Source organism: Bradyrhizobium sp. Pa8 (genome assembly GCF_052588265.1).
This window is the reverse complement of the sequence record NZ_CP176767.1, coordinates 2,128,398-2,154,791: the sequence shown is the minus strand read 5'-3', so window position 1 is coordinate 2,154,791 and position 26,394 is coordinate 2,128,398. Positions and strand designations below refer to the sequence as shown.

General features: G+C 64.4%; 25 protein-coding genes. 8 read left to right on the top strand and 17 right to left on the bottom strand.

The window, feature by feature from the left end; all coding sequences use genetic code 11:
* Positions 1–6: 6 nt before the first annotated feature.
* Positions 7–705 carry an HAD family hydrolase gene (locus tag ACKWRH_RS09785; protein WP_445220338.1) on the bottom strand — a complete coding sequence of 233 codons (699 nt, stop codon included), beginning with the start codon at positions 703–705 and terminating at the stop codon, positions 7–9.
* Positions 706–859: 154 nt separating this feature from the next.
* Between ACKWRH_RS09785 and ACKWRH_RS09780 the strand changes: the two genes are divergently transcribed.
* Together ACKWRH_RS09780 and ACKWRH_RS09775 are read left to right on the top strand one after the other, a co-directional pair.
* Entirely contained in the window at positions 860–1,324 is a 465-nt protein-coding gene (locus tag ACKWRH_RS09780) for a nuclear transport factor 2 family protein (RefSeq protein WP_445220337.1), read from the top strand.
* A gap of 369 nt (positions 1,325–1,693) precedes the next feature.
* The gene (locus ACKWRH_RS09775) at positions 1,694–2,086 is read left to right on the top strand and encodes a nuclear transport factor 2 family protein (protein ID WP_445220336.1); all 393 of its coding nucleotides are present in this window, start codon (positions 1,694–1,696) and stop codon (positions 2,084–2,086) included.
* 134 nt (positions 2,087–2,220) lie between these two features.
* On the opposite strand, the gene ACKWRH_RS09770 is transcribed toward ACKWRH_RS09775, so the two are convergent.
* The 9 genes from ACKWRH_RS09770 to ACKWRH_RS09730 form a co-directional block, all read right to left on the bottom strand.
* The gene (locus ACKWRH_RS09770; RefSeq protein ID WP_014497451.1) at positions 2,221–2,412 is read right to left on the bottom strand and encodes a hypothetical protein; all 192 of its coding nucleotides are present in this window, start codon (positions 2,410–2,412) and stop codon (positions 2,221–2,223) included.
* Between the two features lie 220 nt (positions 2,413–2,632).
* Positions 2,633–3,043: an acyl-CoA thioesterase gene (locus ACKWRH_RS09765; RefSeq protein WP_445220335.1), complete on the bottom strand. Its 411-nt coding sequence runs from the start codon at positions 3,041–3,043 to the stop codon at positions 2,633–2,635.
* Between the two features lie 7 nt (positions 3,044–3,050).
* Positions 3,051–5,147: a 3-hydroxyacyl-CoA dehydrogenase NAD-binding domain-containing protein gene (locus ACKWRH_RS09760; RefSeq protein ID WP_445220334.1), complete on the bottom strand. Its 2,097-nt coding sequence runs from the start codon at positions 5,145–5,147 to the stop codon at positions 3,051–3,053.
* A 2-nt stretch (positions 5,148–5,149) separates the two neighbouring features.
* Positions 5,150–6,433, bottom strand: a complete 1,284-nt coding sequence (locus ACKWRH_RS09755; protein ID WP_445220333.1) for an acetyl-CoA C-acetyltransferase — start codon at positions 6,431–6,433, stop codon at positions 5,150–5,152.
* On the bottom strand, positions 6,433–8,700 hold the full coding sequence (locus ACKWRH_RS09750) for an acyl-CoA dehydrogenase (RefSeq protein WP_445220332.1): 2,268 nt from the start codon (positions 8,698–8,700) through the stop codon (positions 6,433–6,435). Before ACKWRH_RS09750 ends, ACKWRH_RS09755 begins: the two co-directional genes overlap by 1 nt.
* Positions 8,701–8,996: 296 nt before the next feature.
* Positions 8,997–9,620 carry a flavin reductase family protein gene (locus ACKWRH_RS09745; RefSeq protein ID WP_445220331.1) on the bottom strand — a complete coding sequence of 208 codons (624 nt, stop codon included), beginning with the start codon at positions 9,618–9,620 and terminating at the stop codon, positions 8,997–8,999.
* Positions 9,621–9,703: 83 nt separating this feature from the next.
* A complete protein-coding gene (locus tag ACKWRH_RS09740; protein WP_282524424.1) occupies positions 9,704–10,303 on the bottom strand; it encodes a TetR/AcrR family transcriptional regulator in 600 nt (199 codons plus the stop codon).
* A gap of 33 nt (positions 10,304–10,336) precedes the next feature.
* Positions 10,337–13,474, bottom strand: coding sequence for an efflux RND transporter permease subunit (locus ACKWRH_RS09735; protein WP_014497458.1), 3,138 nt, complete (start codon positions 13,472–13,474; stop codon positions 10,337–10,339).
* Positions 13,475–13,648: 174 nt separating this feature from the next.
* A complete protein-coding gene (locus tag ACKWRH_RS09730; RefSeq protein ID WP_445220330.1) occupies positions 13,649–14,755 on the bottom strand; it encodes an efflux RND transporter periplasmic adaptor subunit in 1,107 nt (368 codons plus the stop codon).
* Positions 14,756–14,933: 178 nt separating this feature from the next.
* On the opposite strand from ACKWRH_RS09730, the gene ACKWRH_RS09725 reads away from it, so the two are divergent.
* Positions 14,934–15,155: an antitoxin MazE family protein gene (locus ACKWRH_RS09725; RefSeq protein WP_080583987.1), complete on the top strand. Its 222-nt coding sequence runs from the start codon at positions 14,934–14,936 to the stop codon at positions 15,153–15,155.
* Complete coding sequence (locus tag ACKWRH_RS09720) at positions 15,152–15,505, top strand: type II toxin-antitoxin system PemK/MazF family toxin (RefSeq protein WP_445220329.1); 354 nt, start codon at positions 15,152–15,154, stop codon at positions 15,503–15,505. Before ACKWRH_RS09725 ends, ACKWRH_RS09720 begins: the two co-directional genes overlap by 4 nt.
* 47 nt (positions 15,506–15,552) lie before the next feature.
* Here ACKWRH_RS09720 and ACKWRH_RS09715 read toward each other — a convergent pair whose 3' ends face one another.
* Complete coding sequence (locus ACKWRH_RS09715) at positions 15,553–16,884, bottom strand: MFS transporter (RefSeq protein WP_445220328.1); 1,332 nt, start codon at positions 16,882–16,884, stop codon at positions 15,553–15,555.
* A gap of 80 nt (positions 16,885–16,964) precedes the next feature.
* On the opposite strand from ACKWRH_RS09715, the gene ACKWRH_RS09710 reads away from it, so the two are divergent.
* A complete protein-coding gene (locus ACKWRH_RS09710) occupies positions 16,965–17,393 on the top strand; it encodes a ribosomal maturation YjgA family protein (RefSeq protein ID WP_445222362.1) in 429 nt (142 codons plus the stop codon).
* A 79-nt stretch (positions 17,394–17,472) separates the two neighbouring features.
* Here ACKWRH_RS09710 and ACKWRH_RS09705 read toward each other — a convergent pair whose 3' ends face one another.
* The 3 genes from ACKWRH_RS09705 to ACKWRH_RS09695 all read right to left on the bottom strand — a co-directional run bounded on the left by ACKWRH_RS09705 (position 17,473) and on the right by ACKWRH_RS09695 (position 20,764).
* On the bottom strand, positions 17,473–18,636 hold the full coding sequence (locus ACKWRH_RS09705) for a winged helix-turn-helix domain-containing protein (RefSeq protein WP_445220327.1): 1,164 nt from the start codon (positions 18,634–18,636) through the stop codon (positions 17,473–17,475).
* A 218-nt stretch (positions 18,637–18,854) separates the two neighbouring features.
* Positions 18,855–19,100, bottom strand: coding sequence for a hypothetical protein (locus ACKWRH_RS09700; protein ID WP_445220326.1), 246 nt, complete (start codon positions 19,098–19,100; stop codon positions 18,855–18,857).
* 251 nt (positions 19,101–19,351) lie between these two features.
* Positions 19,352–20,764 carry a caspase family protein gene (locus ACKWRH_RS09695; RefSeq protein WP_445220325.1) on the bottom strand — a complete coding sequence of 471 codons (1,413 nt, stop codon included), beginning with the start codon at positions 20,762–20,764 and terminating at the stop codon, positions 19,352–19,354.
* A gap of 468 nt (positions 20,765–21,232) precedes the next feature.
* On the opposite strand from ACKWRH_RS09695, the gene ACKWRH_RS09690 reads away from it, so the two are divergent.
* Entirely contained in the window at positions 21,233–21,874 is a 642-nt protein-coding gene (locus ACKWRH_RS09690; RefSeq protein ID WP_445220324.1) for an OmpA family protein, read from the top strand.
* 59 nt (positions 21,875–21,933) lie between these two features.
* On the opposite strand, the gene ACKWRH_RS09685 is transcribed toward ACKWRH_RS09690, so the two are convergent.
* Positions 21,934–23,364, bottom strand: coding sequence for a phospholipid carrier-dependent glycosyltransferase (locus ACKWRH_RS09685; RefSeq protein WP_445220323.1), 1,431 nt, complete (start codon positions 23,362–23,364; stop codon positions 21,934–21,936).
* A 51-nt stretch (positions 23,365–23,415) separates the two neighbouring features.
* Between ACKWRH_RS09685 and ACKWRH_RS09680 the strand changes: the two genes are divergently transcribed.
* Together ACKWRH_RS09680 and ACKWRH_RS09675 are read left to right on the top strand one after the other, a co-directional pair.
* Entirely contained in the window at positions 23,416–24,117 is a 702-nt protein-coding gene (locus tag ACKWRH_RS09680; protein ID WP_445220322.1) for a FecR family protein, read from the top strand.
* 2 nt (positions 24,118–24,119) lie between these two features.
* On the top strand, positions 24,120–25,262 hold the full coding sequence (locus ACKWRH_RS09675) for a hypothetical protein (RefSeq protein WP_445220321.1): 1,143 nt from the start codon (positions 24,120–24,122) through the stop codon (positions 25,260–25,262).
* Positions 25,263–25,386: 124 nt separating this feature from the next.
* Here ACKWRH_RS09675 and ACKWRH_RS09670 read toward each other — a convergent pair whose 3' ends face one another.
* Both ACKWRH_RS09670 and ACKWRH_RS09665 read right to left on the bottom strand, forming a co-directional pair.
* On the bottom strand, positions 25,387–25,875 hold the full coding sequence (locus ACKWRH_RS09670) for a VOC family protein (RefSeq protein ID WP_445220320.1): 489 nt from the start codon (positions 25,873–25,875) through the stop codon (positions 25,387–25,389).
* A gap of 43 nt (positions 25,876–25,918) precedes the next feature.
* Positions 25,919–26,347, bottom strand: a complete 429-nt coding sequence (locus tag ACKWRH_RS09665) for a VOC family protein (RefSeq protein WP_445220319.1) — start codon at positions 26,345–26,347, stop codon at positions 25,919–25,921.
* Positions 26,348–26,394: the final 47 nt, after the last annotated feature.

Here is a 26,394-nt window from a genome sequence, read left to right as displayed (position 1 = left end):
AGCCTCTCACCATGCCATCGCGGCGGCGAGACGCGCGAGCAGTTCCGGATCGTCGAACGCGCTGGCGGAGGCGACCGCGCCGGCGCCAACAAGGTCGGCATGGCTGAGGCTCGTCCGGATGCCGATGGTCGGAATGCCGGCGGCCGTCGCCGACTGCACGCCGGAGCGGGAATCCTCGAACGCGATCGAAGCCGTCGCGCTCCCGCCAACGAAACGCAGCCCCTCCTGATAGGGCAGCGGGTGCGGCTTGCCGTGCAGCAGCTCATCGCCGATCACAAGCGCCCTGAAGCGGTGCGTGATGCCGAGACCGGAGAGCAGCAGCTCGGCATTCGGACGCGGCGCGTTGGTCACGGCGACCATGGGAATGCCGGCGGCATCCGCGCGGTCGAGCAGCGCCATCAGACCCGGAAGCGGCTCGATCTGTCCGGCGACGAGTGTGCGGAAGACGACCTCCTTCTCTCCAAGGATCACGGCGCGCCGTTCCACGGTTTCGTCGGGCAGAAAGCGCTCGCCGATCGACGCATTGGCGAAGCCTTGCAGCTCCCTGGAGAAGCGCGCGTGATCGAACACATGGCCGCGCGGCCCAAGCACCTGGTTGAACGCCTTGAGGTGCAGCGGGTCGGTGTTGGCCAGCGTGCCGTCGATGTCGAACAGCAGCGCCCTCCCCGTCACTTGCCCCTGCGCTTGCCCTTTGGCCTCGATCATTTCCGTACTTTCCCGAATGCACGATGCATCAATGCGAAACACGTATCAATGCAGCCCCGATCGCGCAATGACGCATCGACATGACCGCCACGCGACACTCGACAAAGTCGCGCGCGGCTGCAACACTCCGCGCAAGATCAAAAAGGAGGAAACGATGACGATCAACCGACGCGATCTGGCTCTCTCGACTCTTGCTGTCTCAAGCCTTGCGGTCTCTGCGCTTGCTCTCACACCGGCGCTGGCGGCCGCGGCGGACGAGGAAGCCGTGGCGAAGAAGGTCGAGGCCTTCCGCCTCGCCCAGATCGCGGCCGATCCCAAGGCGCTCGGTGCGCTCTGCGCCGACGAAGTGAGCTACAGCCATTCCAACGGCAAGGTCGAGGACAAGGCGACCTTCGTCGCCAACGCTACCGACGGCAAATCAAAATTCCTGTCGATCGAGTACAAGGACCCGACCATCAAGGTCGTCGGCCCGGCCGCGATCGTGCGCTTCCACTGGATGGGCGAACAGGAAATGGCGGCCGATGGGAAAAAAGTATCGACCAATCTTCACATCCTGATGAACTGGCAGAAGCAGGGCGACGATTGGAAGCTGCTGTCGCGGGCCGCAACGAAGTTGTGATGCGACTGCTGACCCTCTCCCCCTGCGGGAGAGGGTGGCTCGCCGCATCGCGGCGAGGCGGGTGAGAGGGTATGTCTCCCAGAACTCATTTCGATCGGAATGCGCGGAGAGATACCGCTCATCCGGCGCCATAGCCGAAGCTTTGCTTCGGCGTTCTCTTAAGAATGGCCGCCGGGGGCGGCCTATGCCACCGTCTCCCGCAAGGGGAGAAGGAAAAAGGCAGCCGTATCAAGGGCTGCAAAAAATTCCGACCATGCTTTGCGCGTCAGAATTCGCGCCTGCTGGCGCAATGCAGCGTATTGCGACTGACGCTCGACAAAATCAGGTGCGGCTGCAACAGTTCGCGCAAGATAAAGAACGGAGGATACGATGACACTGAATCGCGATCATGCCGCCACGACGGACCACGAGGCGGTGGCAAGAAACGTCGAGGCATTTCGTCTCGCCCAGATCGCGGCCGACCCGAAGGCGCTGAGCGCGCTCTGCGCGGATGATCTGAGCTACAGCCACTCCAACGGCTTCCTCGAGGACAAGGCGGCCTTCGTCGCCAACGCCACCGACGGCAAGACGGAATTCCTGTCGATTACGTACAAGGACCCGACCATCAAGATCGTCGGCCCTGCCGCGATCGTTCGCTTCCATTGGCTGGCCGAGATGATGACCGGCGGACAGAAAGTGGCAAACAGCCTTCATATCCTGATGAACTGGCTGAAGCAGGGCGACGATTGGAAGCTGTTGTCGCGCTCCGCGACAAAGCTGTGATGCGACTATCCACCCTCTCCCCTTGCGGGAGAGGGTGGCTCGCCGCACAGCGGCGAGACGGGTGGAGAGAAGAGCAGAGTGCCCGGAAAAAGATTCCGACCTGCGCTCCGCGCGCCCCGGAATGACAGCGGCGCCTACGCCGCTTCCTTCACATCGCCGTTAACCAGCTTGCGCGCGGCGCGCTCGGCTTCGCGGGCGTTGCGGAAAAGCTGGCCTTCAAGGCGATTGAAGCGGTCGGACGAGGCGAAGAAGCAATAGCCTCCCTGAGAACGAACGACGATACCTGCGGTTTGCGAGTCGACTTCGATAATGTAGCTGTCCGGCATGGTCCGTGGATTCCTCAGTGCGGGCAAATAACGGCAGTCCTGCCCAAAGGTTCCTGAGCATTTGAGGCCGTTTCCACCCCGAATCGACACGCAATTGAGTACGCCGGGACCTCATCCGTTTTATGACTTGTTCTTGGCGAAGCCGCGACGCGATGACTCAGCCGCGCCGCGTTTGGCGTGCCGCAAGTTTTCGTGAGATGGGGCAGAGCGTCGCGCGCGATTACGTCGCGATCGGCGGATCGTTGCGCTGGATCGCTTGCGGACGGCCGTCATCATCGATCGAGACGTAGGTGAAATGACCGTCGGTGACGAGGATCGGCTGGAGCTCCCTGCGTCGCAGCGCCCAGGCTTCGAGATGCACGGTCATCGAGGTGCGGCCCACGCGGACGAGATTGGCATAGACCGAAACGAGATCGCCGACATAGACCGCTTTGCGAAAATTCATCGCTTCGATCGCCACGGTGACCGTACGCGACCTCGCGAGCTTCGATGCGAACACGCCGCCGCCGACATCCATCTGGCTGAGCAGCCAACCGCCGAAGATGTCGCCGTTGGCATTGGTGTCGGCGGGCATTGCCAGCGTGCGAATGCAGAGATCGCCGCGCGGCTCGATGTCGGACGTTTCGGTCATGTCGGTCTCACTTGAAATTGTCCCAGCCCGGATCGGGCGCAAAGCGCCCGCCGAATCGCTCGGCCAGCGCGCGCAGGGTGGATATGACATTTTCCACGCCGCGCGTGCGCGCGTAGTTCAGCGGACCGCCGCGGAACGGTGCATATCCGGTGCCGAAGATCATGGCGCCGTCGACCGCATCGGCATCGTCGACGATACCTTCGCGGAGTGCCGCGACGCAGACATTGGACATCGGCAGCACCAGGCGGTCGATCATCTGGTCGGTGACGCGCGGGCCGGCCTCGGGCAACGGCGCCTTCTCCGCCTTGCCGTCCTTCCAGGTGTAGAATCCCTTGCCCGACTTGCGGCCAAGCTCGCCCTTGGCGACTTTCTCGCGCAGCCAGGCTGGCGTCGGCGGGAGCAGATCGCCGAACTTGGTACGCAGCATGTCGCCGACGTCGAGGCAGATGTCGAGCCCGACCTGGTCGGCGAGCTCGATCGGTCCCATCGGCATGCCGAACTGCTCGGCCGCGGCGTCGATCAGGCGCTGGTCGATCTTCTCGTCCAGCATCACCATCGCTTCCAGCATGTAGGGAGTCAGCGCACGGTTGACGAGGAAGCCGGGCGAGCTCTTCACGGAGAGCGGCAGACGGTCGATCGCGCCGACGAAGGCGAGCGCCTCCTTGAGCACCTGCGGGTCGTTGCCGTCATGGCTGACGACCTCGACCAGTTGCAGCCGCGACACCGGGTTGAAGAAGTGCAGGCCGACCAGCCGCTCCGGCCGCGCCAGCGTGGTGCGCAGATCCTGGAGCGGAATGCTCGACGTGTTGGTCGCGAGGATCGCGCCCGGCTTCATCTTCGGCTCGAGGCCCGCATAGACCTTCTGCTTCAGCTCGAGCTTTTCCGGCACCGCCTCGATGAAGAGATCGGCATTGCGGACACCCTCGCCGTCCATATCGGGGATCAGACGATCCAGCGCGTCGCGCACCTCGGTCGGCTTGCGGATGATCTTGCCGTAGAGCTCGGCGGCGCGCTTCACCGCGCCGGCAATCGGCTCCGCCTTCATGTCCGCGAGCGAGACGCGCAGCCCCTGCCCCGCACACCAGGCCGCGATATCCCCGCCCATGGCGCCGGCACCGATGACGTGAACATGTTTGACCGAATTGCCGACGCCGGCCGTTTTCTTCATCTGCTCGCGCAGGAAGAACACGCGGATCAAATTCTGCGCCGTCGGCGTCACCATCAGCCTGGCGAACGAGGCCTGCTCGGCCTTCAGCATCGCGGCCTTGCTGCCGCCATGGGTCTCCCAGAGATCGATCAGTGCGTAGGGCGCCGGATAATGCTCGCGGGGCGCGGCCTTCGCCGCCTCCGAGCGCATGCGCCTGGCCAGCAGCCAGCGCACGGGACCGAAATTCGCGGCGTGAGTCAGAAGGCCCGGACGCGCCCGCTTCAGACGGCCGAACAGCGCATCCTTCATCGCGTTGCGGACGTGCCGCTCCTGCGTCACGGTATCGATGAGGCCGAGCGATCTGGCGCGGCGCGCATCGATGGTGCGGCCGGTCAGCATCAGCGCCATCGACTGGGTCGGGTTCACCAGTGTGGTGAAGCGCGCGGTGCCGCCGAGGCCGGGATGCAGGCCGAGCATCACCTCCGGGAAGCCGAAGCGCGCGCCATCGATCGCAATGCGCGACTGGCAGGCCAGCGCGACCTCCAGCCCGCCGCCGAGGCAGAAGCCGTGGATGACCGCGACCGTCGGCAGCTTCAGCGCCTCCAGATGATCGACCACCGCATGCGCCGCGCGGATGCGTGTCTCAACCATCTCGGGATCGCTGGCGCCGCGGAATTCGTTGACGTCGGCGCCGGCAATGAAGCCGGACGGCTTTGCCGAGCGGATCACGAGGCCTGCGGGACGTTCGGTCTCGATCGCCGCGAGCGCGGCATCGAACTCCTCCATCACATCCGAGGACAGCGTGTTGGCGTTAGCATCTGCGCGGTCGAACAGCAGCCAGGCGACGCCGTCGGCATCGTGCGTCAGCTTGAAGTGCTTGTAGGGGCTGTCGGTCGCGGGCTTGGGCCCAAGCTCCAGCACGCGGTCGCCGAGCGCCGTCATGATCCTGGAATCCATGGTCACACCGCCTCGATCAGCATGGCGCCGCCGAGCCCGCCGCCAATGCATTCGGTCGCGACGCCGCGGCGCGTGCCGAGCCGCTTCATCGCATTGACGAGATGCAGCACGATGCGGTTGCCGGACGTGCCGACGGGATGGCCGAGCGAGATGGCGCCGCCATCGACGTTGAGCTTGTCACGGTCGATCTCGCCGGCCGCGCCGTCGAGGCCCAGGATCTCGCGACAGAATTTGTCGTCGTTCCAGGCGGCGAGGCACCCGAGCACCTGCGTCGCGAAGGCTTCGTTCAGCTCCCAGGTCTCGACGTCCTTGACGGTGAGGTCGTTGCGTTGAAGCAGCGGCGTCGCCGACATCACGGGACCCAGCCCCATAATGCTGGGATCGAGCGCGGCCCAATTGCTGTCGACGATCACAGCCTTCGGCATCAATTTGTGTTTTGCGACCGCCGCGTCGGAGGCGAGGATCACCCAGGACGCGCCGTCGGTGATCTGCGACGAATTGCCGGCGGTGACCTGGCCCCAGGGGCGTTCGAACACCGGCCGGAGCTTTGCCAGCGTCTCGGCCGTCGAGTCCGGCCGCACGCCGTCGTCATGGTCGAAGAATTTTCCATCGCGAGAGAACGCGGTCTCGACCTCGCCCTTGAGGAAACCTTCGGCCTGCGCATGCGCGAGCCGGCGATGACTTTCGGCGGCATAGGCGTCGGACTGTGCCCGCGTGATGCCGAAGAGATGGCCGACGACCTCGGCGGTCTGGCCCATGTTCAAATCGGTGATGGGATCGGTCAGGCCGCGCTCAAGGCCGATGATCGGCTTGAGATAGCGCGGCCGCAGCTTGAAGGCGGCCGCCAGCTTCGCGGCCACGCCCTTGGCGGTGGCAAGGCCGGCGAACCAGCGCACACCGGAATTCGGCCAGACCAGCGGCGCGTGGCTCAGCGCCTCGGTGCCGCCGGCGAGGATCATGTCGGCATGGCCCTCGCGGATGTAGCGGTAGGCCGTGTCGATCGACTGCATGCCGGAGCCGCAATTGATCTGCACGGTGAAGGCGACCATGTCCTCGCCCATGCCGAGACGGAGCGCGGCGACGCGGGCCGGGTTCATCTCGTCCGCGATCACGTTGACGCAGCCGAGGATGACCTGATCGAAATCATCGGGTGAAAACGGCTGACGCGCCAGCAGCGGCCGGCCGCATTGCACGGCGAGATCGACCGGCGTGAACGGTCCCGGCCCCGAACGCGCTTTGAGAAACGGCGTCCGGCTGCCGTCGACGATGAAAACCGGTCGTGCCATCAGCTCGCCGCCCTCTGTTCACCGAGTTCCTGGAAGAACTGATGCACATCTCCGGTTTTCTTGTAAATCGGCGACAGCGCCTCCGGCGCAAAATCATCAACCTCGATCACTTTTGTGACGGCTTCATGAGCGGCCGCAAGCTGCTCGCCTTCGGCCTGCGTGATCACGCCCTTGGCGACGCCATCTTTCCAGTCCCGGACATGCGCCGCGCGCATGCGCTTGGCGATGGCATCGGAGCCCGCAACCAGCTTGAACGCGCGCTCCAGCCGGGCAAAGCCGCAGTCGTCATCGACATAAGCGAGATCCGGCGTGAGACGCTCGCGCGCGGCCGACGGCTCCAGCACGAGGCTGGCGCATTGGTGCACGACACGGTCGGACGGGCCGAGCACCCGCGCGCCGAAGGGTTGGACGATGAGCTTGAGGATGACAGCGACAAAACGATTGGGCAGATTGGCGAGGATCTCGGCAAGCCGGTTCTCGATGGTCTTGAAGCCGGTCGCCATGCACCATTCGAGCGCAGCAAAATCCTCCTTCTGCCGGCCTTCGTCCTGCCAGCGCTTCAGCGCGGCCGAGAGCAGGTAGAGCTCGGAGAGGATGTCGCCGAAGCGCGCCGACAGCATCTCCTTGCGCTTGAGCGCGCCGCCGAGCGTGAGCAGCGCCATGTCGGCGCAGAGCGCGAACGCCGCGGAGTAGCGCGCGAGCTGGCGATAGAATGGCGTGGCATCGCCCGCATCCGGCGCAAGCGCGAAGGCGCCGAAGCTCCAGCTCCGGCCGAACGCACGCAACAGCGTCTGGAAGCTATGGCTGACATGTTTCCAGAACGCCTTGTCGAATGCGGCGAGCCCGCGCTCGCGATCGGTGTCGGCCAACGCGTTCATCTCGTCGAGCAGATAGGGATGCGCGCGGATGGCGCCCTGCCCGAACACGATGAGGTTGCGGGTCAGGATGTTGGCGCCCTCGACCGTGATACCGACCGGCACGGCGCGGTGCAGATTGCCGAGATAGTTTTGCGGACCGTCGATCACCGCCTTGCCGCCATGGATGTCCATGGCGTCGTCGACTGCGGTGCGCATCCGCTCGGTCGCGTGCAGCTTCATGATTCCGGAGATGACGGCAGGGTGGACATCGGCGTTCAGCGCCGCGCAGGTCAGCCGGCGCGCCGCGTCGAGCTGGTAGGCGGTCGCAACGATGCGCGCGAGCGGCTCCTCGACGCCCTCGAATTTGGAGATGGAGATGCCGAACTGCTCGCGAATGCGGGCATACGCGCCGGTGGTGCGGGCGGCATAGGCGGCACCGGCCGCCGACAACGATGGAAGGGAAATGCCGCGGCCGGCGGCAAGCGCCGTCATCAGCATCTTCCAGCCCTGCCCGAGTCTCTCCTTGCCGCCGATGACATAGTCGAGCGGGATGAAGACGTCGCGGCCCCAGTTCGGGCCATTCTGGAACACCTGCATCGACGGCAGATGACGATGGCCGATCTTGACGCCCGGCAGATTGGTCGGGATCAGCGCGACGGTGATGCCGAGCTCGTCCTGGCTGCCCACGAGGTGGTCGGGGTCATAGGCCTTGAAGGCGAGGCCGAGCAGCGTCGCGACCGGGCCGAGCGTGATGTAGCGCTTGTGCCAGTTGAGCCTGAGGCCAATGACCTCGCGGCCCTCGAAATCGCCCTTGCAGATGATGCCGATGTCGACCATCGAGGCGGCGTCGGAGCCGGCTTCGGGGCTGGTCAGGCCGAAGCAGGGAATGTCGCGGCCGTCGGCAAGGCGCGGCAACCAGCGCTCCTGCTGCTCTTTCGTGCCGAAGCGCATCAGAAGCTCACCCGGCCCGAGCGAGTTCGGCACCATCACGGTGACGGCCGCCGCAATCGAGCGGGTCGAGATTTTTCGCACCACTTCCGAATGCGCATAGGGCGAAAAGCCGAGGCCGCCAAACTCCTTCGGAATGATCATGCCGAAGAATTTTTCGCGCTTGACGAAATGCCAGACCTCCTGCGGCAGGTCGCGCCATTCCCAAAAGATCTTCCACTCGTCGAGCATGGCGCAGAGCGCGTCGACCGGGCCGTTGAGGAAGGCCTGCTCCTCGGGGGTGAGCGTCGCCTGAGGCACCTTCAGCAGCTTCGACCAATCGGGGTTGCCGGTGAAGAGATCGGCATCCCACCAGACGTCACCGGCCTCCAGCGCCTCGCGCTCGGTGTCGGACATCGCCGGCAGCACGCCGCGCGCCCAGGAGAAGATCGGCTTTGTGATTTTGTCGCGGCGGAAGCTCATGGCTGACCTCATGCATCGGCGCGGTTATCGGCATTTTAGCGGAAAGTGGCCGGGGTAAGGGAACACTTCGCGAGCAAAAAGAAGCGAATTGACGCGGCCGGGCGGCCGCCCCGGGGGCCATAACGGCCGGGGCGCGGGGGCAGTTCCGGGGATGATGAGTGCTAGATGTCTCCCCACGTCATTCCGGGGCGCGCCTCTTGGCGCGAGCCCGGAATCCATACTCGCGATGGTGGTTATGGATTCCGGGCTCGACGCTACGCGTCGCCCCGGAATGACGAGAGAGCGGTGGCCGGGCCTTAATCCGGCCGGACCATCTCGAACATGTTTTCCGGTTTGATCTCGAAATAGTCGCCCTGGCGGCCGGCGCGGACGATGGGGCGGGCGGCGGCGGTCTGGTAGACGCCGTCCTTGATCATGGCCTTGTCGATATGGACGGCGACGACCTCGCCCAGCGTCAGCCAAGCGTCGGCCTCCTTGCCGTCGGCACCCTTGAGCCGGACGATGTCGGAGACCTTGCACTCGAAGGCGACGGGGCTCTCAGCCACGCGCGGCACGTTGACGAGCTTGCCGGGCACGGCGGTGAGGCCCGCGATCTCGAACTCGTCGACCTCGGGGGCGACATGCGCGGCGGTCGCGTTCATGTGCCTGGCGAGGTCCATGGTGGCGAGATTCCAGACGAACTCGCCGGTCTGCTCCATGTTCGAGACCGTGTCCTTCCAGTTGGTGGAGGAGAAGCCGATGATCGGCGGCACGTAGCAGAACGCGTTAAAGAAGCTGTAGGGCGCGAGGTTGACGTGGCCCTTGGTGTCACGAGACGAGATCCAGCCGATCGGCCGCGGCGCGATGATGGCGTTGAAGGGATCGTGCTTGAGGCCGTGGCCCTTGGAGGGCTCGTAGAAATAGAGGTCTTTGTCGGTCACGCGCTGCTTCCTTTTCGTCATTGCCCGCCATCCACCCGTTGAGGGCGGCGCCAAGCAGTTTATAGGGGAAATTCCAGCGCCCGTCAGTGGCGCGGGGACAGACCCGCGATGACGAAATCGATCATCTGGTCGATGGTCGGGCCCGGCTTGGTGGCGCACTGGGCGATCATCTGGGGGTGGAAAAAGCGCATCATCGCGGTGCAGGCGCACAGCGAGGCCAGTTGCAGGTCCGGCGCCTCGAACTCGCCGGACGCGGCTCCCTGCGCGATCACCTGGCCGATGACGCCGGCAATGCACTCCATATGGGCGACGCAGACGTCCCAGTCCTCCTGCATCGCGATCTCGACCATCTCATGCAGCTTGTTATCGCCGACATAGCGCTCGGTGTTCATGCGATGGATGGTGGTGAGCAGCTCGCGGAAGCGCGGGAGCACCGGACCGGGCCGCGCCACGATCCGCTGCGCTTCGATCTCGACCTCGCCCATCAAGGCCCGCGCCACCGACTGGTGAATCGCCTTCTTCGATTCGAAGAAGCGATAGACGTTGGCGGGGCTCATCCTGAGCTCCTTGGCGATGTCCCCGACCGTGGTCTTCTGGTAGCCGATCTGGCGGAACAGCCGCTCGGCCACCTCGAGGATACGATCCCGGGTGTCGCCTTCGATATGTTCCGCAACCAGTGTCATGTGTCAGGACTCGTCCGTCAGCAGTCTTCTCATTTATTCAGCCGCTTCAGCAAGCGGAATTGCGTGCTGGTCATCGCTCCCATGCTGCGGCGCGGCAGGCTGCTCGGGGGTGCCCGCCTCGTCCAGGCTCTTCCTGAACCACAGGGCGTAGAGACCCGGCAGGTACAGCAGCGTCAGGAAGGTCGCGACGAACAGGCCTCCCATGATCGTGATCGCCATCGGGCCCCAGAACGCCGAGCGCGACAGCGGGATCATGGCCAGGATCGCGGCGAGCGCCGTCAGCACCACCGGCCGGGCGCGGCGGACGGTTGCCTCCACGATCGCCTCACGACGGGTCAGGCCGTGGGAAACGTCGGTCTCGATCTGGTCGACCAGGATGACGGTGTTGCGCATGATCATGCCGGCGAGTGCGATCAGGCCGAGCAGCGCCACGAAGCCGAACGGGGCATTGGCGACGTTGAGGCCGAACGAGGCACCGACGATGCCGAGCGGCGCGGTGAGGAACACCAGGATCAGGCGCGAGAAGCTCTGCAGCTGGAACATCAGCAGCGTCAGCATCACCATGACCATCAGCGGGAAGAGGATGAAGATCGAGGCGTTGCCCTTGGCGGATTCCTCGAACGCCCCACCCGGCTCGATGCGGTAGGCCGGCTCGAGATTGTCCTTGATTGCCTTCAGCTTCGGCGTGATCTGGCTGGTGACGTCGGGCGCCTGCACGCCGTCGACGACATCGGAGCGCACGGTGATCGCCATGTCGCGATTACGCCGCCACATGATCGGCTCCTCATGGGCATACTCGATCTTGGCGATCTGCTGGAGCGGCACGGCGACGCCGTTCTTCGAGGTGATGGTCAGATCGCCGACGCCGCCGAGATCGAGACGTTCGGACGGGATCGCACGAGCGACCACGGCCACCTTCTCGATGCCGTCGCGAATGGTCGTGACCTGTGCGCCCGAGATCAGCATGGACAGCGCCTGCGAGACGTCCTGCGGGGTCAGGCCCATGGCGCGGGCACGATCCTGGTCGACGACGAGCTTGAGGTAGGGCGACTGCTCGTTCCAGTCGAGCTGGACGTCCTTGACGCTCTTGTTCTGCCGCATGACGTCGCGGACCTGATAGGCGATCTCGCGCACCTTGTTGGCGTCGGGGCCGATCACGCGGAACTGGACGGGGAAGCCGACCGGCGGACCGAAGTTGAAGCGGTCGACGCGCACGCGCGCCTCGGTCAGCATGCCCTCCGCAGCCGCGTTCTCGATCTTGGCCTTGATGCGCTCGCGCGCCTCGACGCCCTTGGCGACGATGACGATCTCGGCAAAGGCCTCGTTCGGAAGCTGCGGATTGAGGCCGAGCCAGAAGCGCGGCGAGCCCTGGCCGACATAGGACGTATAGGTCTCGATGTCCTTGTCGTCCTTGAGCAGCGTCTCGGCCTTCTTCACCGCCTTCTCGGTGACGTTGAAGGCGGTGCCCTCGGGCAGGCGGAGCTGGAGGAACAGCTCGGGCCGCTCCGACAGCGGGAAGAACTGCTGCTGGACATGGCCGAAGCCGACGATCGAGGCGATAAAGACGCCGACGGTCGCGGCCACCACGGTGATGCGATGGTTGACGCACCATTGCACGATGGCGCGCAGGCCGCGGTACATGCGGGTCTCGTAGACCGCGTGCGGATCGTGATTGTGGTGCACCTTGATGTTGGGCAGCAGCATGACGCCGATATAGGGCGTGAAGATCACCGCCACGAACCAGGACGCGACCAGCGCGATCGCGACGATCCAGAAGATGCTGCCGGCATATTCGCCGACCGCGGAATTGGCAAAGCCGATGGGGAGGAAGCCAGCGGCCGTGACCAGCGTTCCCGTGAGCATCGGAAACGCAGTGGATTCCCAGGCAAAGGAGGCCGCGCGGAAACGGTCCCAGCCCTGCTCCATCTTCACCACCATCATCTCGACCGCGATGATGGCGTCATCCACCAGCAGGCCGAGCGCGATGATCAGCGCGCCGAGCGTGATGCGGTGCAGATCGAGCGACATCGTGTTCATGACGACGAAGACGATGCCGAGCACCAGCGGCACCGACAGCGCGACCACGATGCCGGTGCGCCAGCCGAGCGCCAGGAACGACACGAACAGCACGATGACGAGCGCTTCCATGAAGGAGTGCACGAACTCGCCGACGGCGTGCTCGACCACCTTGGGCTGGTCGGCGATGAGCTTGACGTCGATGCCCTGCGGCACCGCCTTCATGAACTCGGCGGTGGCCTTCTCGACCTCCTTGCCGAGATCGAGGATGTTGGCGCCCTTGGCGGTGACGACACCGATACCGATCGCGGCCTTGCCTTCCTGGCGCACGACGAAGCTCGGCGGGTCGACATAGCCGTGGGTGACGGTGGCGATATCACCCAAACGGAACACGCGGCCGTTGCTCTCGACCGGCGTTTCGGCGACGGCCTTGGCGCCATCGAGCGCGCCGGTGACGCGCAGCGGCACACGCTGCGACGAGGTCTCGACCGTGCCGGCCGGGGTCACGTTGTTCTGCTTGGCGAGCGAATCGAACAGCGCCTGCGGCGTGATGCCGAGAGTGGCGAGCTTGGCGTGCGAGAATTCGACGAAGATGCGCTCGTCCTGGTTGCCGTAGACGTCGACCTTGGTCACGCCCGGCACCTTCAACAGGCGCTGGCGGAAGCCTTCCGAGACCTTCTTGAGCTGGGCATAGTCGGCGCCGTCGCCGGTCATCATGTAGAGGATGGAATCGACGTCAGAGAATTCGTCGTTGACGACGGGTCCAAGAATGCCCGAAGGCAACTGGCCCTGCACGTCGGCGAGCTTCTTGCGCAGCAGGTAAAACAGATACGGCACGTCCTTCGGCGGCGTGGAATCGCGGAAGGTCACCTGGAGCGCGGTGAAGGCCGGCTTGGAATAGGTCTGCACCTTCTCGAAATAGGGCAGCTCCTGGATCTTCTTCTCGATGGGATCGGCGACCTGCGTCTGCATCTCCTGCGCGGTCGCACCCGGCCAGATCACGGAGACGTTGACCACCTTCACCGTGAAGAACGGATCCTCGGCTCGCCCGAGCTTCTGGTAGGAGAAGAAGCCGGCGACGCCGAGTATGATCATCAGGAACAGGACCAGCGTCGGATGGCTGACGGCCCAGGCCGAAAGATTGAAGCGCTTCATCGCACTCTCCAAAGATGATCCAATTGCAAAAAAACCACAGCCACTCTGTTCAAACCGTCGTCGCGAGGCAGCGAAGCAATCCAGGGGGCTGGGCAGATTCTGGATCGCTTCGCCGCTTCAGCCCCAGCATTTGCGCTTTGGCCGAAACTCACCTCACACGACGTAACTCGTAAACTAGAAAGACAGCGACGAGACGATCCGCACCCGCTGGCTCGGATCGAGCTTCTGGACGCCGAGGGCCACGATCTTGGCGCCCTCTTCGACACCGCTGGTGATGATGACGTCGTTGCTCTCATAGGACTTCACCACGACCGGCTTGAGCGCGACGGCGCCATTGTCGTCGACGACGTAGAAGGAGGGCTTGCCGCCTTCGTTGAACAGCGCCGACAGCGGCAGCCGCGCGACGCGCTCGGTCGCGGCATCCGACAGCGTCAGCGTCGCGGTCATGCCGAGCGAAACCTTGTCGTCGGCCTCGGGCAGCGAGAACTTTGCAAGATAGGTGCGCGTGGCCGGATCGGCCGCCGGCGCGATCTCGCGCAGCTTGGCCGCATACTTCTTGTCCGGCTCCGACCAAAGAGTGACGCTGGCGGCGCCCGACTTGGCACGTCCAACCAGCGTCTCAGGGATCGCGACGACCGCTTCCTTCTCGGCAAAGCGGGCGACACGGATCGAAGCCTGGCCCGCGGCGACCACCTGGCCGGGCTCGATCAGCGTTGCGGTGACGACGCCACGGGCGTCGGCGTTGAGCGTCGCGTAGGAAAGAGAATTCTTGGTCAGCTCGACCGAGCGCACGGCCCGGTCCAGACGCGCGCGGGCCTCATCGGCGGCGGCGCGGCTCGAATCCATCGCCGCATCGGTAGTCCAGCCCTTGGCCTTCAGATCCTTGGCGCGCTGCTCGGCCGCAGCGGCCTGGGCCAGAACGCCGGTCGCGGCGGTCTGCTCGGCGACGGACTGCTCGGCCTGGAGCTTCAGATCGACCTCGTCGAGGGTCGCGAGCGGCTGGCCGATTTCGACGGTCTGGCCGACCTCGACCAGGCGCTTGGCAACCTTGCCGGCCACGCGGAAACCGAGATCGCTCTCGATCCGGGGCCTGACGGTGCCGACGAAGCTGCGCTCCGGCGTCTCGGCATCATAGTGGACGGCTGCGACCAGAACCGGCCGCGGCGGCTCGGCCTTTTCAGCGACGGTGTCATTGCACCCGGCCAGCGCCGCGGCCATCAGGGCCAGCGAGACACCCGCCAAGAGCTTGGAATAGCTGGACAAAACTGACCGAACGAACATCGGAGGACACTCCCGCGACTGCAATGAGAGGAATGTCAACTAATCACTGATAAAAGTCAATAATCGTCAGTCATCAGGAAAGCGTGATCGTTAAGGGGCGGTAAGGATTGCTGCCCACCTCCCGCTGGTAACTTGGGACATTTCTTGATAGGGTTACATGTAACCAACGAGAGCACATATGAGCCCTTCAAAGCCCAAGCCGTCTCGTCTGAAGGTGCAGGCCCACCGTGATCGATTGCGTGCACAAGGCCTGCGGCCGATTCAGATTTGGGTGCCGGATATCCGCTCCCCGTCCTTCCGATCGGAAGCCCATCGCCAATCGCTTGCGGTCGCGACCAGTGTACATGCATCCGAAGACCAGGGCTTCATCGACGCCGTATCCGATTGGACGGATGAATGAAGCGAGGTGAGATCTGGACGGTGGCGGGCGGCAAGGACTATGCGGCCAAGCCGCGCCCCGTCGTCATCGTGCAGGACGACAGCTTCGACGCCACGAACTCCGTCACCATCTGCGCTTTCACAACCGACGAAACCGAGGCGCCGCTTTTCCGGCTCAAGGTCGAGCCAAACGACGACAACGGCCTTCGAGTGCCGTCCCGGCTGATGGTCGACAAGATTACCACCGTGCCGAAAGCCGAAGTGGGAACGCTGGTGGGACGCCTGGACGATGACGACCTCTTGCGTCTCAACCGCGCTATGCTGGTGTTCCTTGGACTGGCTGGTCCGCAGAGAAGCGCCAGCGCAGATTAGCCCGTAGCCCGGATCAGCGAAGCGATATCCGGGCTACGCTGGAGAGACTACCGCCCCTGCCCGGCGAACTCGTGCTTGCTCTCGTGGCCACCGACAAACACAAGGATGCCGGCTATCAGGGGCAGGACCGCCAGCACCAGCAGGCCGGTCGAGGTCTGGCCGGTGGCTTCCTTGACCCAGCCGATCAGGTACGGCCCGCCGAAGCCGGCGAGGTTGCCGATCGAGTTGATCAGCGCGATGGCGCCGGCCGCCGCCGTGCCGGACAGCCAGGCGGTCGGCAGGGTCCAGAACACGCCGAAGCAGCAGAACACGCCGATCGCCGCGACCGTGAGCACCACCATCGTCATGGTGGGATCGGTGAGATAGGAGGAGACGCCAAGCGCGACGGCGGTGAGCAGCAGCGGCGCGCCGACATGCATCACGCGCTCGCGCGTCGCATCGGAATGCCGCGCCCACAGGATCATGGCGATGGTGCCGAACAGATACGGGATCGCGGTGACGAAGCCGGTCTGCGCGTTGGTGAGGCCGAACGCCTTGACGATCTGCGGCAGCCAGAACTGCATGCCATAGAGCGCGCCGACGAAGCCGAAATAGACCAGGCTCAGCATGATCACCTTTGGCGACGACAGCGCCTCGCCGAGCGACAGATGCTTCACCGCCTGCTTGGCCGCGATTTCCGAATCGAGCCTGGACTTGAGCCAGGCCTTCTGATCGGCCGAGAGCCAGTCCGCCTTCTCCGGCTTGTCGGTGAGATAGAACCAAGTGACGATGCCCAGCAGCACCGAGGGGATGCCCTCGATGATGAACAGCCACTGCCAGCCCTTCAGCCCCATCGCGCCGTCGAGCCCGAGCAGCAGGCCCGAGACCGGCGCGCCGATCACGGTGGAGACCGGGACGGCGATGGCGAAGGCGGCGAGGAAGCGGGCGCGATACTCGGCCGGGTACCAGTAGGTGAGATAGAGGATGATGCCGGGGAAGAAGCCGGCCTCGGCGACGCCGAGCAGGAAGCGCAGCACGTAGAAGCTCGTCACCCCGCTGACCAGCGCCATCAGCGCCGAGATGATGCCCCACGTCACCATGATGCGGGCGATCCAGCGGCTCGCGCCGAACTTTTCCAGCGCCAGATTGCTCGGCACCTCGAAAATGAAATAGCCGATGAAGAAGATGCCGGCGCCCCAGGAGAAGATCAGCGGCGTGAACTTGAGCTCGGCGTTCATGGTCAGCGCGGCGAAGCCGAGATTGACGCGGTCGAGATAGGAGAAGAAGTAGGCCAGCACCAGGAACGGAATCAGCCGCCAGGAGATGGCGCGGATCGTCGAGGTCTCGATTTCCGACTTGGCTGAGCCGGCGGAACCGGCATAGGTCGTGGTCTGGCTCATGGCTTCCCCCCGGGGTTGTTGCTTTTATGGGCTGATCCGGGGTTTTCAGCATCGCCGCGAAAGAGTCAATGGAGCAAGCAATGCACGGGGCGCAACCGGATAAACCTGTTGCGCCGCTACAGACATCGCTGATCCGCGCCGGCCTTGCCCTTGCGGTCATCGTCTGCGGGCTGTCGTTGCGCTGGTACGGCTTTCCGCTTGGCCTTCCCGCCTTCGTCGTGAAATATGGCGGCTCGCTGCTGTGGGCGACGATGGTGTTTCTGCTGGTCGGGGTTTTGCTGCCGGGGATGTCGCGGAGCCGACTTGCAGCCACCGCCGTGGCGATCGCGATCGCCGTCGAGTTCTCCCGGCTGGTGCATTTGCCCTGGCTCGATGCGTTTCGGCTCACCACTGCGGGCGCGCTGCTGTTAGGACGGATATTCTCGGTGTGGAATCTGGTGGCGTATGGGGTGGGGATTGCGTTCGGCGTTTGGATCGATCGTCTCGTCGCGATGCGTAGGGTGGATTAGCGAAGCGTAATCCACCTCTCTGTCTCTGTGGATATGAACAGTGGTGGATTACGCCTTCGGCTAATCCACCCTACGATCCTCACTCCGCGAGCTGAAACCGCTCGAAGCGGTCGAGCTCCTCCTCGATCACGCGCTTCAGCTCCTTGCGCCCCGCCGTCTTCTTCCCCTGCCCGACCCAGGTCCATTTCTGCATCAAGAGCTTCTTCGCCTGACGGTCGGTCTTGAGGTCAAGCGCCGCGACGATCTCGTCGCCCACAAGCACGGGCAACGCGAAATAGCCGAGCTTGCGCTTGGCCTTCGGCACATAGGCTTCGAACAGATGGTTGTAGCCGAAGAACAGATTGGTGCGCTTGCGCTGGATGATCAGGGGATCGAACGGCGAGAGGATGTGAACCAGATCGGGCGCGGCGCCCTCACCCGGCTCCAGCGCCGCGGGCGCGGCCCAATGCTCCTGCTTGCCGGCGCCCTCGATCGCAACGGGCACGAGCTCACCGCGGCGGACGCGTGAGGCGACCAGCTGAGCGATCGCCTTCTTGCTCGGCGCATCGAGGTGGCAGATCGAATCCAGACTGACCACGCCCTGCGACCGCAGCGCGCGGTCGAGCAGATAGGCCGTGATGTCCCTCGCCGACGCCGGCTTCGGCAGCTTGTCCCAGCCAAAGTGCCGCGTCATCAGCTCATAGGTCTTGAGCATGCCCTGGCGCGCGCTGACGGTCGCGACGCCGGTGTAGAAAGCGAGCTGTAGCGCCCGCTTCGAGGGCTTTCGGCTCTGCCAGAGATGCTCCTTCTCGGTGAGCACGTCGTCCTCGATGTCGCGGATCGTCAGCGGTCCGGCGCGCAGGAGCCGCATCACCTTGCGCGTATCGGCCGGCTTGACCGAGGCGTACCATTTGTGTCCCTCGCGCCGGTGCTCGCGCATCGCCGGCAGGAAGAAGCGAAAATCGATCGCCGGCACGTAGGACAGAGCATGGGTCCAGTATTCGAACACGCTCCTGTCGACGCTCTGGGCCTGGCGCAGATCGGCACGCCGGTAGGACGGGATGCGGCTGAACAGGATGTGGTGGTGGCTGCGCTCGATGACGTTGATGGTGTCGATCTGCACATAACCGAGATGGGCGATCGCATCCGCCACCGCGGGCGCCCCCTCCCCGAACGGCGCACGCTCGTCCAGCCGCTGGGCATGCAGCCAGATCTGCCGGGCCTGTGTCGTGGGGATCGGAAAAGGTTTGGGCGCGCGTGACATTGCAAGAGGCAATGTAGCCGGATTCGCGCCAGGAAAAAGAGAGACGCCAAAGAAGCTTTCGCAAGAAAAAGCCGCACTGCCAACTGCTGACAGCGCGGCCGAACCGTGCGCGCCGCGCGCCTCACTTCATCGACATGGCCTTCTGCGACTTCATGTAGTGCATGCAGGCACTCTTCATCTTGCCATTGCTCATGTCGGTGTTGGCCATGGCCATTTCCTCAAGGGCCATTCTTTTGCGGCTTGGGTCGGTCACCGAGGCTGCCGGTGGCAACGTCAGGCTCGCAGGTTGCCCTGCCACGCCCCTCCGCCTGGCAGCGATAGACGCTGCCGGTGAGGCGGTCGACCAGCCACATGTTCTCGTCGTTCGGACCGTCGAGGCCGACATATCGGCTGGTCAGCCCGGTGATCAGCGTAGACAGCAGGATCGCCACCGCGATCATCGCCGCACCGATATAGATGGGCATTGAGTTCAGAAAGACTGTCCGATCCGGCGGGCCGCCACGATAGAACTGGTAATCACTCGGCCTGGGCACTGGACTGAACTCGGCTCCCTTCCTCGGCGGTTATTGGACGCGGAGTCCTGCTAGGCGCGCAACTGGCCGAATTCTTGTTCGCACGCGGGCCATCACGCGACGGCTTTGCGACGAACGGTGAGCAAGGGTTTCCGGAACAAATTGGCGGCCCGGACCGGACCGCCTGTTGCTTGCCTACCGGCTCAGCGGCGGCCGAACAACCCGCCCATCATACCGCCGAACAGACCGCCGGGGCCGCCCGCCGGACCGGCACCACCGCCGCCGTAATGGCGCCGGCCGCCACCGCCGGAGGACCGGCGACGCGCCGGCTCGTCGTCTGCCTGTTCGGAGGAGGCGGCGCGGGTCGAGACAATCTCCGACAGCAAGGCCTTGTGCTGGAGCTTGTTGAGATAACCGGTCGCAGGATAGCCACGGGCAGCCTGCCACCGCCTCATCACGGAACGGGTCTCATCGTCGAACTTGCCCGACGCCTTGACGTCGAAGCCGAGCCCGGTGAGGCGGCGCTGCACGTCGCGGCGCTGGTTCTTGTCCAGACCGATCTGGTCTTCAGACACCTGGTTGGCTTCTTCCGTAAAGGTCGCGGGATCGATCCCGGCCGAGAGGTTGCGGGTGGTGATGGATGGGCCATCCTGCAGCGCCGCGATGCGGGCGAGCGCGATCGATTTGAACGTGCCGTTGGGATAGCTGGTGAGATAGGCGTTGAGCTCCTCGACCTTGTTGGAGTCCCTGATCGAGCGCCAGAACTCGAGCTCGACGTCGGAGCCTTGCTTGCTCGCGGCCAACACCGGTGCGTTCGACGGATCGGTCGTGGCCGCAGCCGGCGCGCCAACCGGATTGAGATAGACGTTGCCCGTGAGGTTGGTGTGCCCCCAGGGCAATTGCCCCTTGCTGGTCTCGTCGCTGACCTGGGCACGGACCTTGGTCATCGCCTGCTGGATCTCGATCCCAGGCTGGGCAATGTTGGCGACGAGCGCGCGGGTGAACGGGCTGTTGGTGCCGGCCTCGCCGTCGAGCGCGGTCTGACCGGGGCCGGTGGCAAAGGCGATCAGCGTACCCTCGCCCGATTTCATCTCGGCAAGACCGGTCTGGACGTTGACGGAGCGGGTGGCCTTGGCCGAGCGGATCTTCGCCGCGAACGGATTGTCGCGGCAGGCGTCCAGGAACACGAGCTTCACCTTGGCGTCCGACATGGTCTGATCGAGCGTGAGGTCGACATTGATCGCCGCGCCGAGCTTGACGTCCATCTCGGATTTCAGGTCGGCGTCGACCGGCAACAGGTAGTTGACGCCGTTCACGGCGATCCCGTGGCCGGCATAGAAGAACACCGCGACATCGGCGCCTTCGCTCTTCTTGCCGAACTCCAGAAGCTTCGCGGTCATGGCATCGCGGGTGAGGTTGGCGCCCTCGACGACGTCGAAGCCCACATTGCGCAGCACCCTGGCCATCGCCTTGGAATCGATCGCGGGGTTGGGCAGCTGCGGGACATTCTTGTAGGCGGCATTGCCGACCACGAAGGCGACGCGCTTGTCCGCGAACGCCGCGTCGCCGCTGACGAGAAATACTGCGATTGAAATTGCTGCGATCAAGAAGCGCATGATCATTCTCCCCTGATCCAAACTTCCTCGCTGCTCTCGGTTCGGCCTGAGCCGATCCGATGAGAGCAATCTGATCCAGTTCACAACGACGCACTGTGATCTGGATCACTCGGGGATTTCTGATGCTCGAACCGAGCTGAGAGTCGCTGCGACGGTCGCTTTTCGGGCTGCTGACGCAGCGGGCAATACGGCTGGTGACGAACAATAACCGAAAGATTGTACCTGCTCGGGCCCCGAGTCCAGCCGGTTCAGCAATCCTCTGTCGATACCGAATGAGATAGCGCTTCTTCCCGGTGGCAGGGCACCGCCACTGGCGCGACACGCCATGGATGCCGACCGGCGCCGGCGCTAGGATGCACGGGTCATTTCGGCCATCTGGAATGTGACTCGCATCACATCGAGGCCTTTGAACCTTCCCTACGCTCGCAACATCAAATCGCCATCAGGCGTAACAGCGAGGATACGACAATGACCCGTTTTGATAAATTTTTTGGACTGAAGGCGATCACAATCACGGCCGCACTGTCGATGACGGCGGGCGTGGCTTTCGCCGGCGATAACGTCTCTGCCAACCAGATCCTGGATGCGCTGAAGCCGAAGCCGGCGACCCGCGGCCTGTCCGTCGCTCCGCAGGCCGATCCGGCCGCACAGACCAAGGAAGCGACGTTCCTGAATACCGTGCGTAACCGCTCGACTCGGTCGCTCTCGACCGGCGAGCGCGAGCAGATCGCCGAGCTCGCCGCCACCAAGCCGAAGATCGATCTGGAGATCCAGTTCGACTACAACTCGGCCGACATCGCCAAGACCTCGGTGCCGTCGGTGCAGGCGCTCGGCAAGGCGCTGTCCGATCCGTCGCTGAAGGGCTCGACGTTCGTGGTCGCCGGCCACACCGATGCGATCGGCGGCGAAGAGTACAATCAAGGACTGTCCGAACGGCGCGCCGACACCATCAAGAAGTACCTGGTGCAGAACTATGGTCTCAACGGCACCGATCTCGTCACCGTCGGCTACGGCAAGTCCAAGCTGAAGGACACCGCCAACGGCGCCGACCCGATCAACCGCCGCGTCCAGGTCGTGAACATGGAAGCCAAGACGACGGCGTCCAAGTGAGCTTCACGTCATCGCCGCGTGAAAGACGCCGCCTGCCACGATCGTGACACGCGGCGAATTCATATCCAGCTCTGGAACAGCATCAACCGGTTGAACGTCTGCATGGACGTGCCGAGGAAGGCCGCCGAGATCGGCAGCATCACTGCAAAGCCGATCGCCGCGACCCCGACATAGGCCCACAGCAGCCAGCGCGGCAGCCCCTCTCGTCGCAGCACATAGACCAGCGCAAGCGACGCCACGGTTGCGGCCGGCAGATAATAGTAGAGGAAGCCGAGCGTGCGCGGCAGCAAAGCCCAGGCGAGCCAGGAGCCGAAATAGAACGTCGCGATCAGGAACGCATCCCAGCGCCGCGCGACGATGAAGTCGCGCAGCACGACGGCGAGCGCGAGCAGCGCCGGCCACGCGACCAGCGGATTGCCGAGGAAGACGATCGCGGAGACATTGTTCTCCGAGGTCTTGTCGAACAGGAACCACACCGGGCGCGCGAGCAGCGGCCAGGATGGCCACGCGCTCATATAGGTGTGGCCGGCGATCGCGGTCGTGGTGTTGTCGGCGAATATCCGGCGCTGCGCCTCGATCAGATCCGGCAGCGACGCTCCGTAGAGCGGCACGAAAGCGGCAAGATATGTCATCGCCGGCAGCACGGCGAAGCAGAGCGCGACATGCTGCACGCGAAGATCGGGCCAGAGATCGGGCCGATACCAGTCGCTCGGCTTCGCGTCGGCGAACAGCGTGCGCCAGCCCTGCATCAGCCGGATCACCGCAACCATCACGATGCAGATGCCCAGCGGAAACAGGCCGCTCCATTTGCAAGCCGCGGCGAGACCAAACAGAGCGCCCGCGAGCGCGAACAGCGCATGCGGGCGCTCTCTTCGAAAGCCGTGCATGAAGGCGGCAATCGCGAGCAGGCCGAACCCGAGCGCGTAGATGTCGAGCATGGCGATGCGCGCTTGCACGTAAAGCATCTGGTTGAAGCCGGCGATCGCCGCCGCGGCGATCGCCGGCCCTTGCGCGGAGAACAGCGCGAGCCCGCACAGATAGATCGCGACGATCGCGAGTGCGCCGAACAAGGTCGACGGATAGCGCCAGCCCAGCGCATTGTCGCCGAAGACGGCGATCGATGCCGCGATCAGCTCCTTGGCCAGCGGTGGATGCATCGGGTTGAGCATCGGCTGCGACATCGTGGGTGCCAGCATCTGCCTTGCCGCCGGCACGTAATGCACCTCGTCGAAGACGAACTTCTCCGGCGACGTCAGGCCGATCAGCAGCGCGAGATGCGCGACCAGGAAAATCGCGACAGCGATCACTGCGCTCTGCGACACCTTCGGAACCGCGGGCAATTCGAACGGCTGCTGTGGGGCTATTTTGCGTGGCAAATCTGCTTCACCGCGGAGAAAAACAAAGACGGCACTTTTCATTGAACGCATTCTGCCGCAACTGTCACTAAGCATAACGCACGTCCAGCGCCGCTTGTGATAATTTCGCCACATCAGAAGCGCGCGCGATCCGGTACGATCAGGGACATATCGATCGGTTGCGAAATGAATTTGCGTTTCTGGCTTTTCCCCACTCTGTTGTCGGCCGCGTTGTGCGCGGCGCCCTGCGCGCAGGCGCAGACGCGCGTCGGCGAAGCCGTCGTGATCCAGAACGACGTGGTGCGCGTGGCCGCGACCACGACGCCGATCAGTGTCGGCGACAGCATGTTGCGCGACGAGACCGTGCGCACCGGCGCCGACAGCGCTGCGCGCTTCGTCATGGCCGACAGCACCAACCTCTCGCTGGGCCCGAGCGCCACGCTGAAGCTCGACCGCACCGTCTTCAACGACGAGCACAGCTATCGCGACGTCGCGATCCGCATGACCACGGGCGCATTCCGTTTCGTCACCGGACATTCGGAAAAGACTGCCTACAAGATCACGACACCGCTCGCGACCATCGGCGTGCGCGGCACCACGCTCGACATCCTCTCCCAGCGCGGCCGCTCCGTCGTCGTGCTCCAGGACGGCGCCGCCAGCGTCTGCACGACGAGCTCCCAGTGCGTGCAGCTCACCCAGCCCGGCGACACCGCAATCATCACCTCGGCCGGCGGCAAGGTCAGCATCACCAAGACCAACACGCCGCCCTGGACCTTTGCCGCCAACTGCGCCGCAAGCGCCGGGCTGTGCTCGGTCAACCAGTATGCGGACGCCTCTCCGACCATCACGCCTGCCGTCCACGACGATGGCATGCTGTGCGGGCGGTGATGATGGCGAAACTCGACGTGAGACGCCTCGTCCTCGCCGCCGCGCTGACCGCAACCGCTGCGTTTGCGTTCTTCGCGTTCGATGCGCGGCCGGCAGCAGCGCAGGCGGCTTGCGAGTCCGAATGCGGTGGGCCGACGCCCTCACCGTCACCGACCTATTCACCGTCGCCGACACCCACACCGACCCCCTCCCCTTCGCCAAGCCCCTATCCGTCGTCCTCGCCGAGCCCGTATCCACCTTCGGGCCCGACCGGCGCGGACTCCAGCGGCAATTCGATCGGCGGCCTCGCCAACCAGCGCTTCAACCAGATGATCACCAACCGGGTGCTCGGCACGGTGCTGCTCGGCGTCAACGAGCAGGTCAATTGCAGCGATTGCATCAGCGCATTCGGCTCGGCCGGCTCGTTCTCGGCCGGCATTCATGGCCGCAAGGAGCTGACCAACAACCTGTCGCTGCTCGCCGGCATCGCCTACACGCACTACAGCGAGGGCGGCTACAGCATCACCAGCGCGCCGATCGGCGCCTTTGCTCTGCGCTATGATTTCACCGACTGGGGCTCGTCGCGCCCGTTCTTCGACGTCGGCACCATCCTGACGCCGTGGGAGAAGGCGCGCTACACCCGCAGCTACAACACCAGCCTCGGGCCGGTGAGCGTCACGGGCTCGACCAACGCGTCGAACTACGCCGTCTATGGCCGTGCCGGCTGGATGAGCCGCGTGTCCCCGCGCGACGAATTCGCGGCCTCGATCGAAGTCTGGCAGCTCTGGCAGCGCGTCTCCGGCTACAGCGATAGCGCGGTCGCGTTCAATCCGTTCGACGCCACCATTGCGACCGGCACCGACCGTACCAGCCTGGTCAAGATCGGCGGCCAGTGGACGCACCTCTTCGGCAGCAACATCGAGACCAACATCAATGGCGGCTGGGTGCAGTCCTTCGCCAGCCATAGCGGCATCGTCGCCACCGTGACCGGCGACGGCCTAGTGGTGCCGACCATGGGCAACCAGGGCTGGTTCGAATATGGCGGCCGCCTCGGCTTCCGCGTGCAGAAGGGCTGGATCGTGGACCTGTTCGCCAACGGCACGCTGGGCCCGCAGCCGGTGGGGAACACCATCCATGGCGGCGTGGGGCTGAGGATCAATTATTGAGACGCCTCGCCGGGCACAGTCTCGTAGGGTGGGCAAAGCGAAGCGTGCCCACCACTTCTCTCTCTTGATTGCAAGATGGTGGGCACGGCGCAAACGCGCCTTTGCCCACCCTACGGCTTCCGCACTACGCCGCCGACTTGCCCTCGAACGCGCGACGCAAGACATCCACATCCAGCTTGACCATTTTCATCATGGCTTGCATCGCACGCGCGGCCGCAGCCTTGTCAGGACTCGACAGGAATTCGAACATCACCTTCGGCACCACCTGCCAGGATACGCCCCAGCGATCGCTGATCCAGCCGCACTGCTGCTCCTTGCCGCCATGAGCAAGGAACGCGCTCCAGACGCTGTCGACCTGAGCTTGATCGTCGCAATGGATCATCAGCGAGATTGCGTGGGTATACTCCACCTTCATGCCGCCATTGAGCGCGACCAGGGGCTGCCCGGCCACCGTGAACTCGACGACGAGCACGGAGCCTGTCTTGCCGGACGGACCGTCCGAAACGTTGCGCTGGACGTGCGTGATCTCCGAACTCGGAACGAGCGAGACGTAGAACTTCGCGGCTTCCTCGGCATCGCCGTTGAACCACATGCAGGGCATGAGCTTGGACATCGTGGATGCTCCTCTTCAGATGGTCGATGTTCGTTGGCTTCGATCAGGCGTTCGCCATGTCGGACTGCGCGGCGAAGGCTGCCATGTCCATCCAGTTCACGCCCCACATATGACCATCCGGATCCTCGAAGCTGCGGCCGTACATGAAGCTGTACTCATCCTTCGGGCTGGGATCGGCCACACCGCCCGCGGCCTCGGCCTTGCCGACGACGTTATCGACCTCGTCGCGGCTGTCGGCCGAGAGGCAGAGCAGCACCTGGTTCGAGGTCTTGGCATCCGCGATCGGCTTCGGCGTGAACTTGCGGAATTTGTCGTGGGTCAGGAGCATGGCGAAGATGGTCTCGGAGAAGACCATGCAGCTCGCCGTCTCGTCGCTGAATTGCGGGTTCCTGACCGCGCCGACCGCCTCGTAAAAGGCCGTCGCGCGTTTGAGGTCGGTCACCGGCAGATTGACGAAGATCATTTTGGGCATCGGAGGCTCCTTGGGCGGGGTTCTGCCCAAGGACGGATGGCCCGACA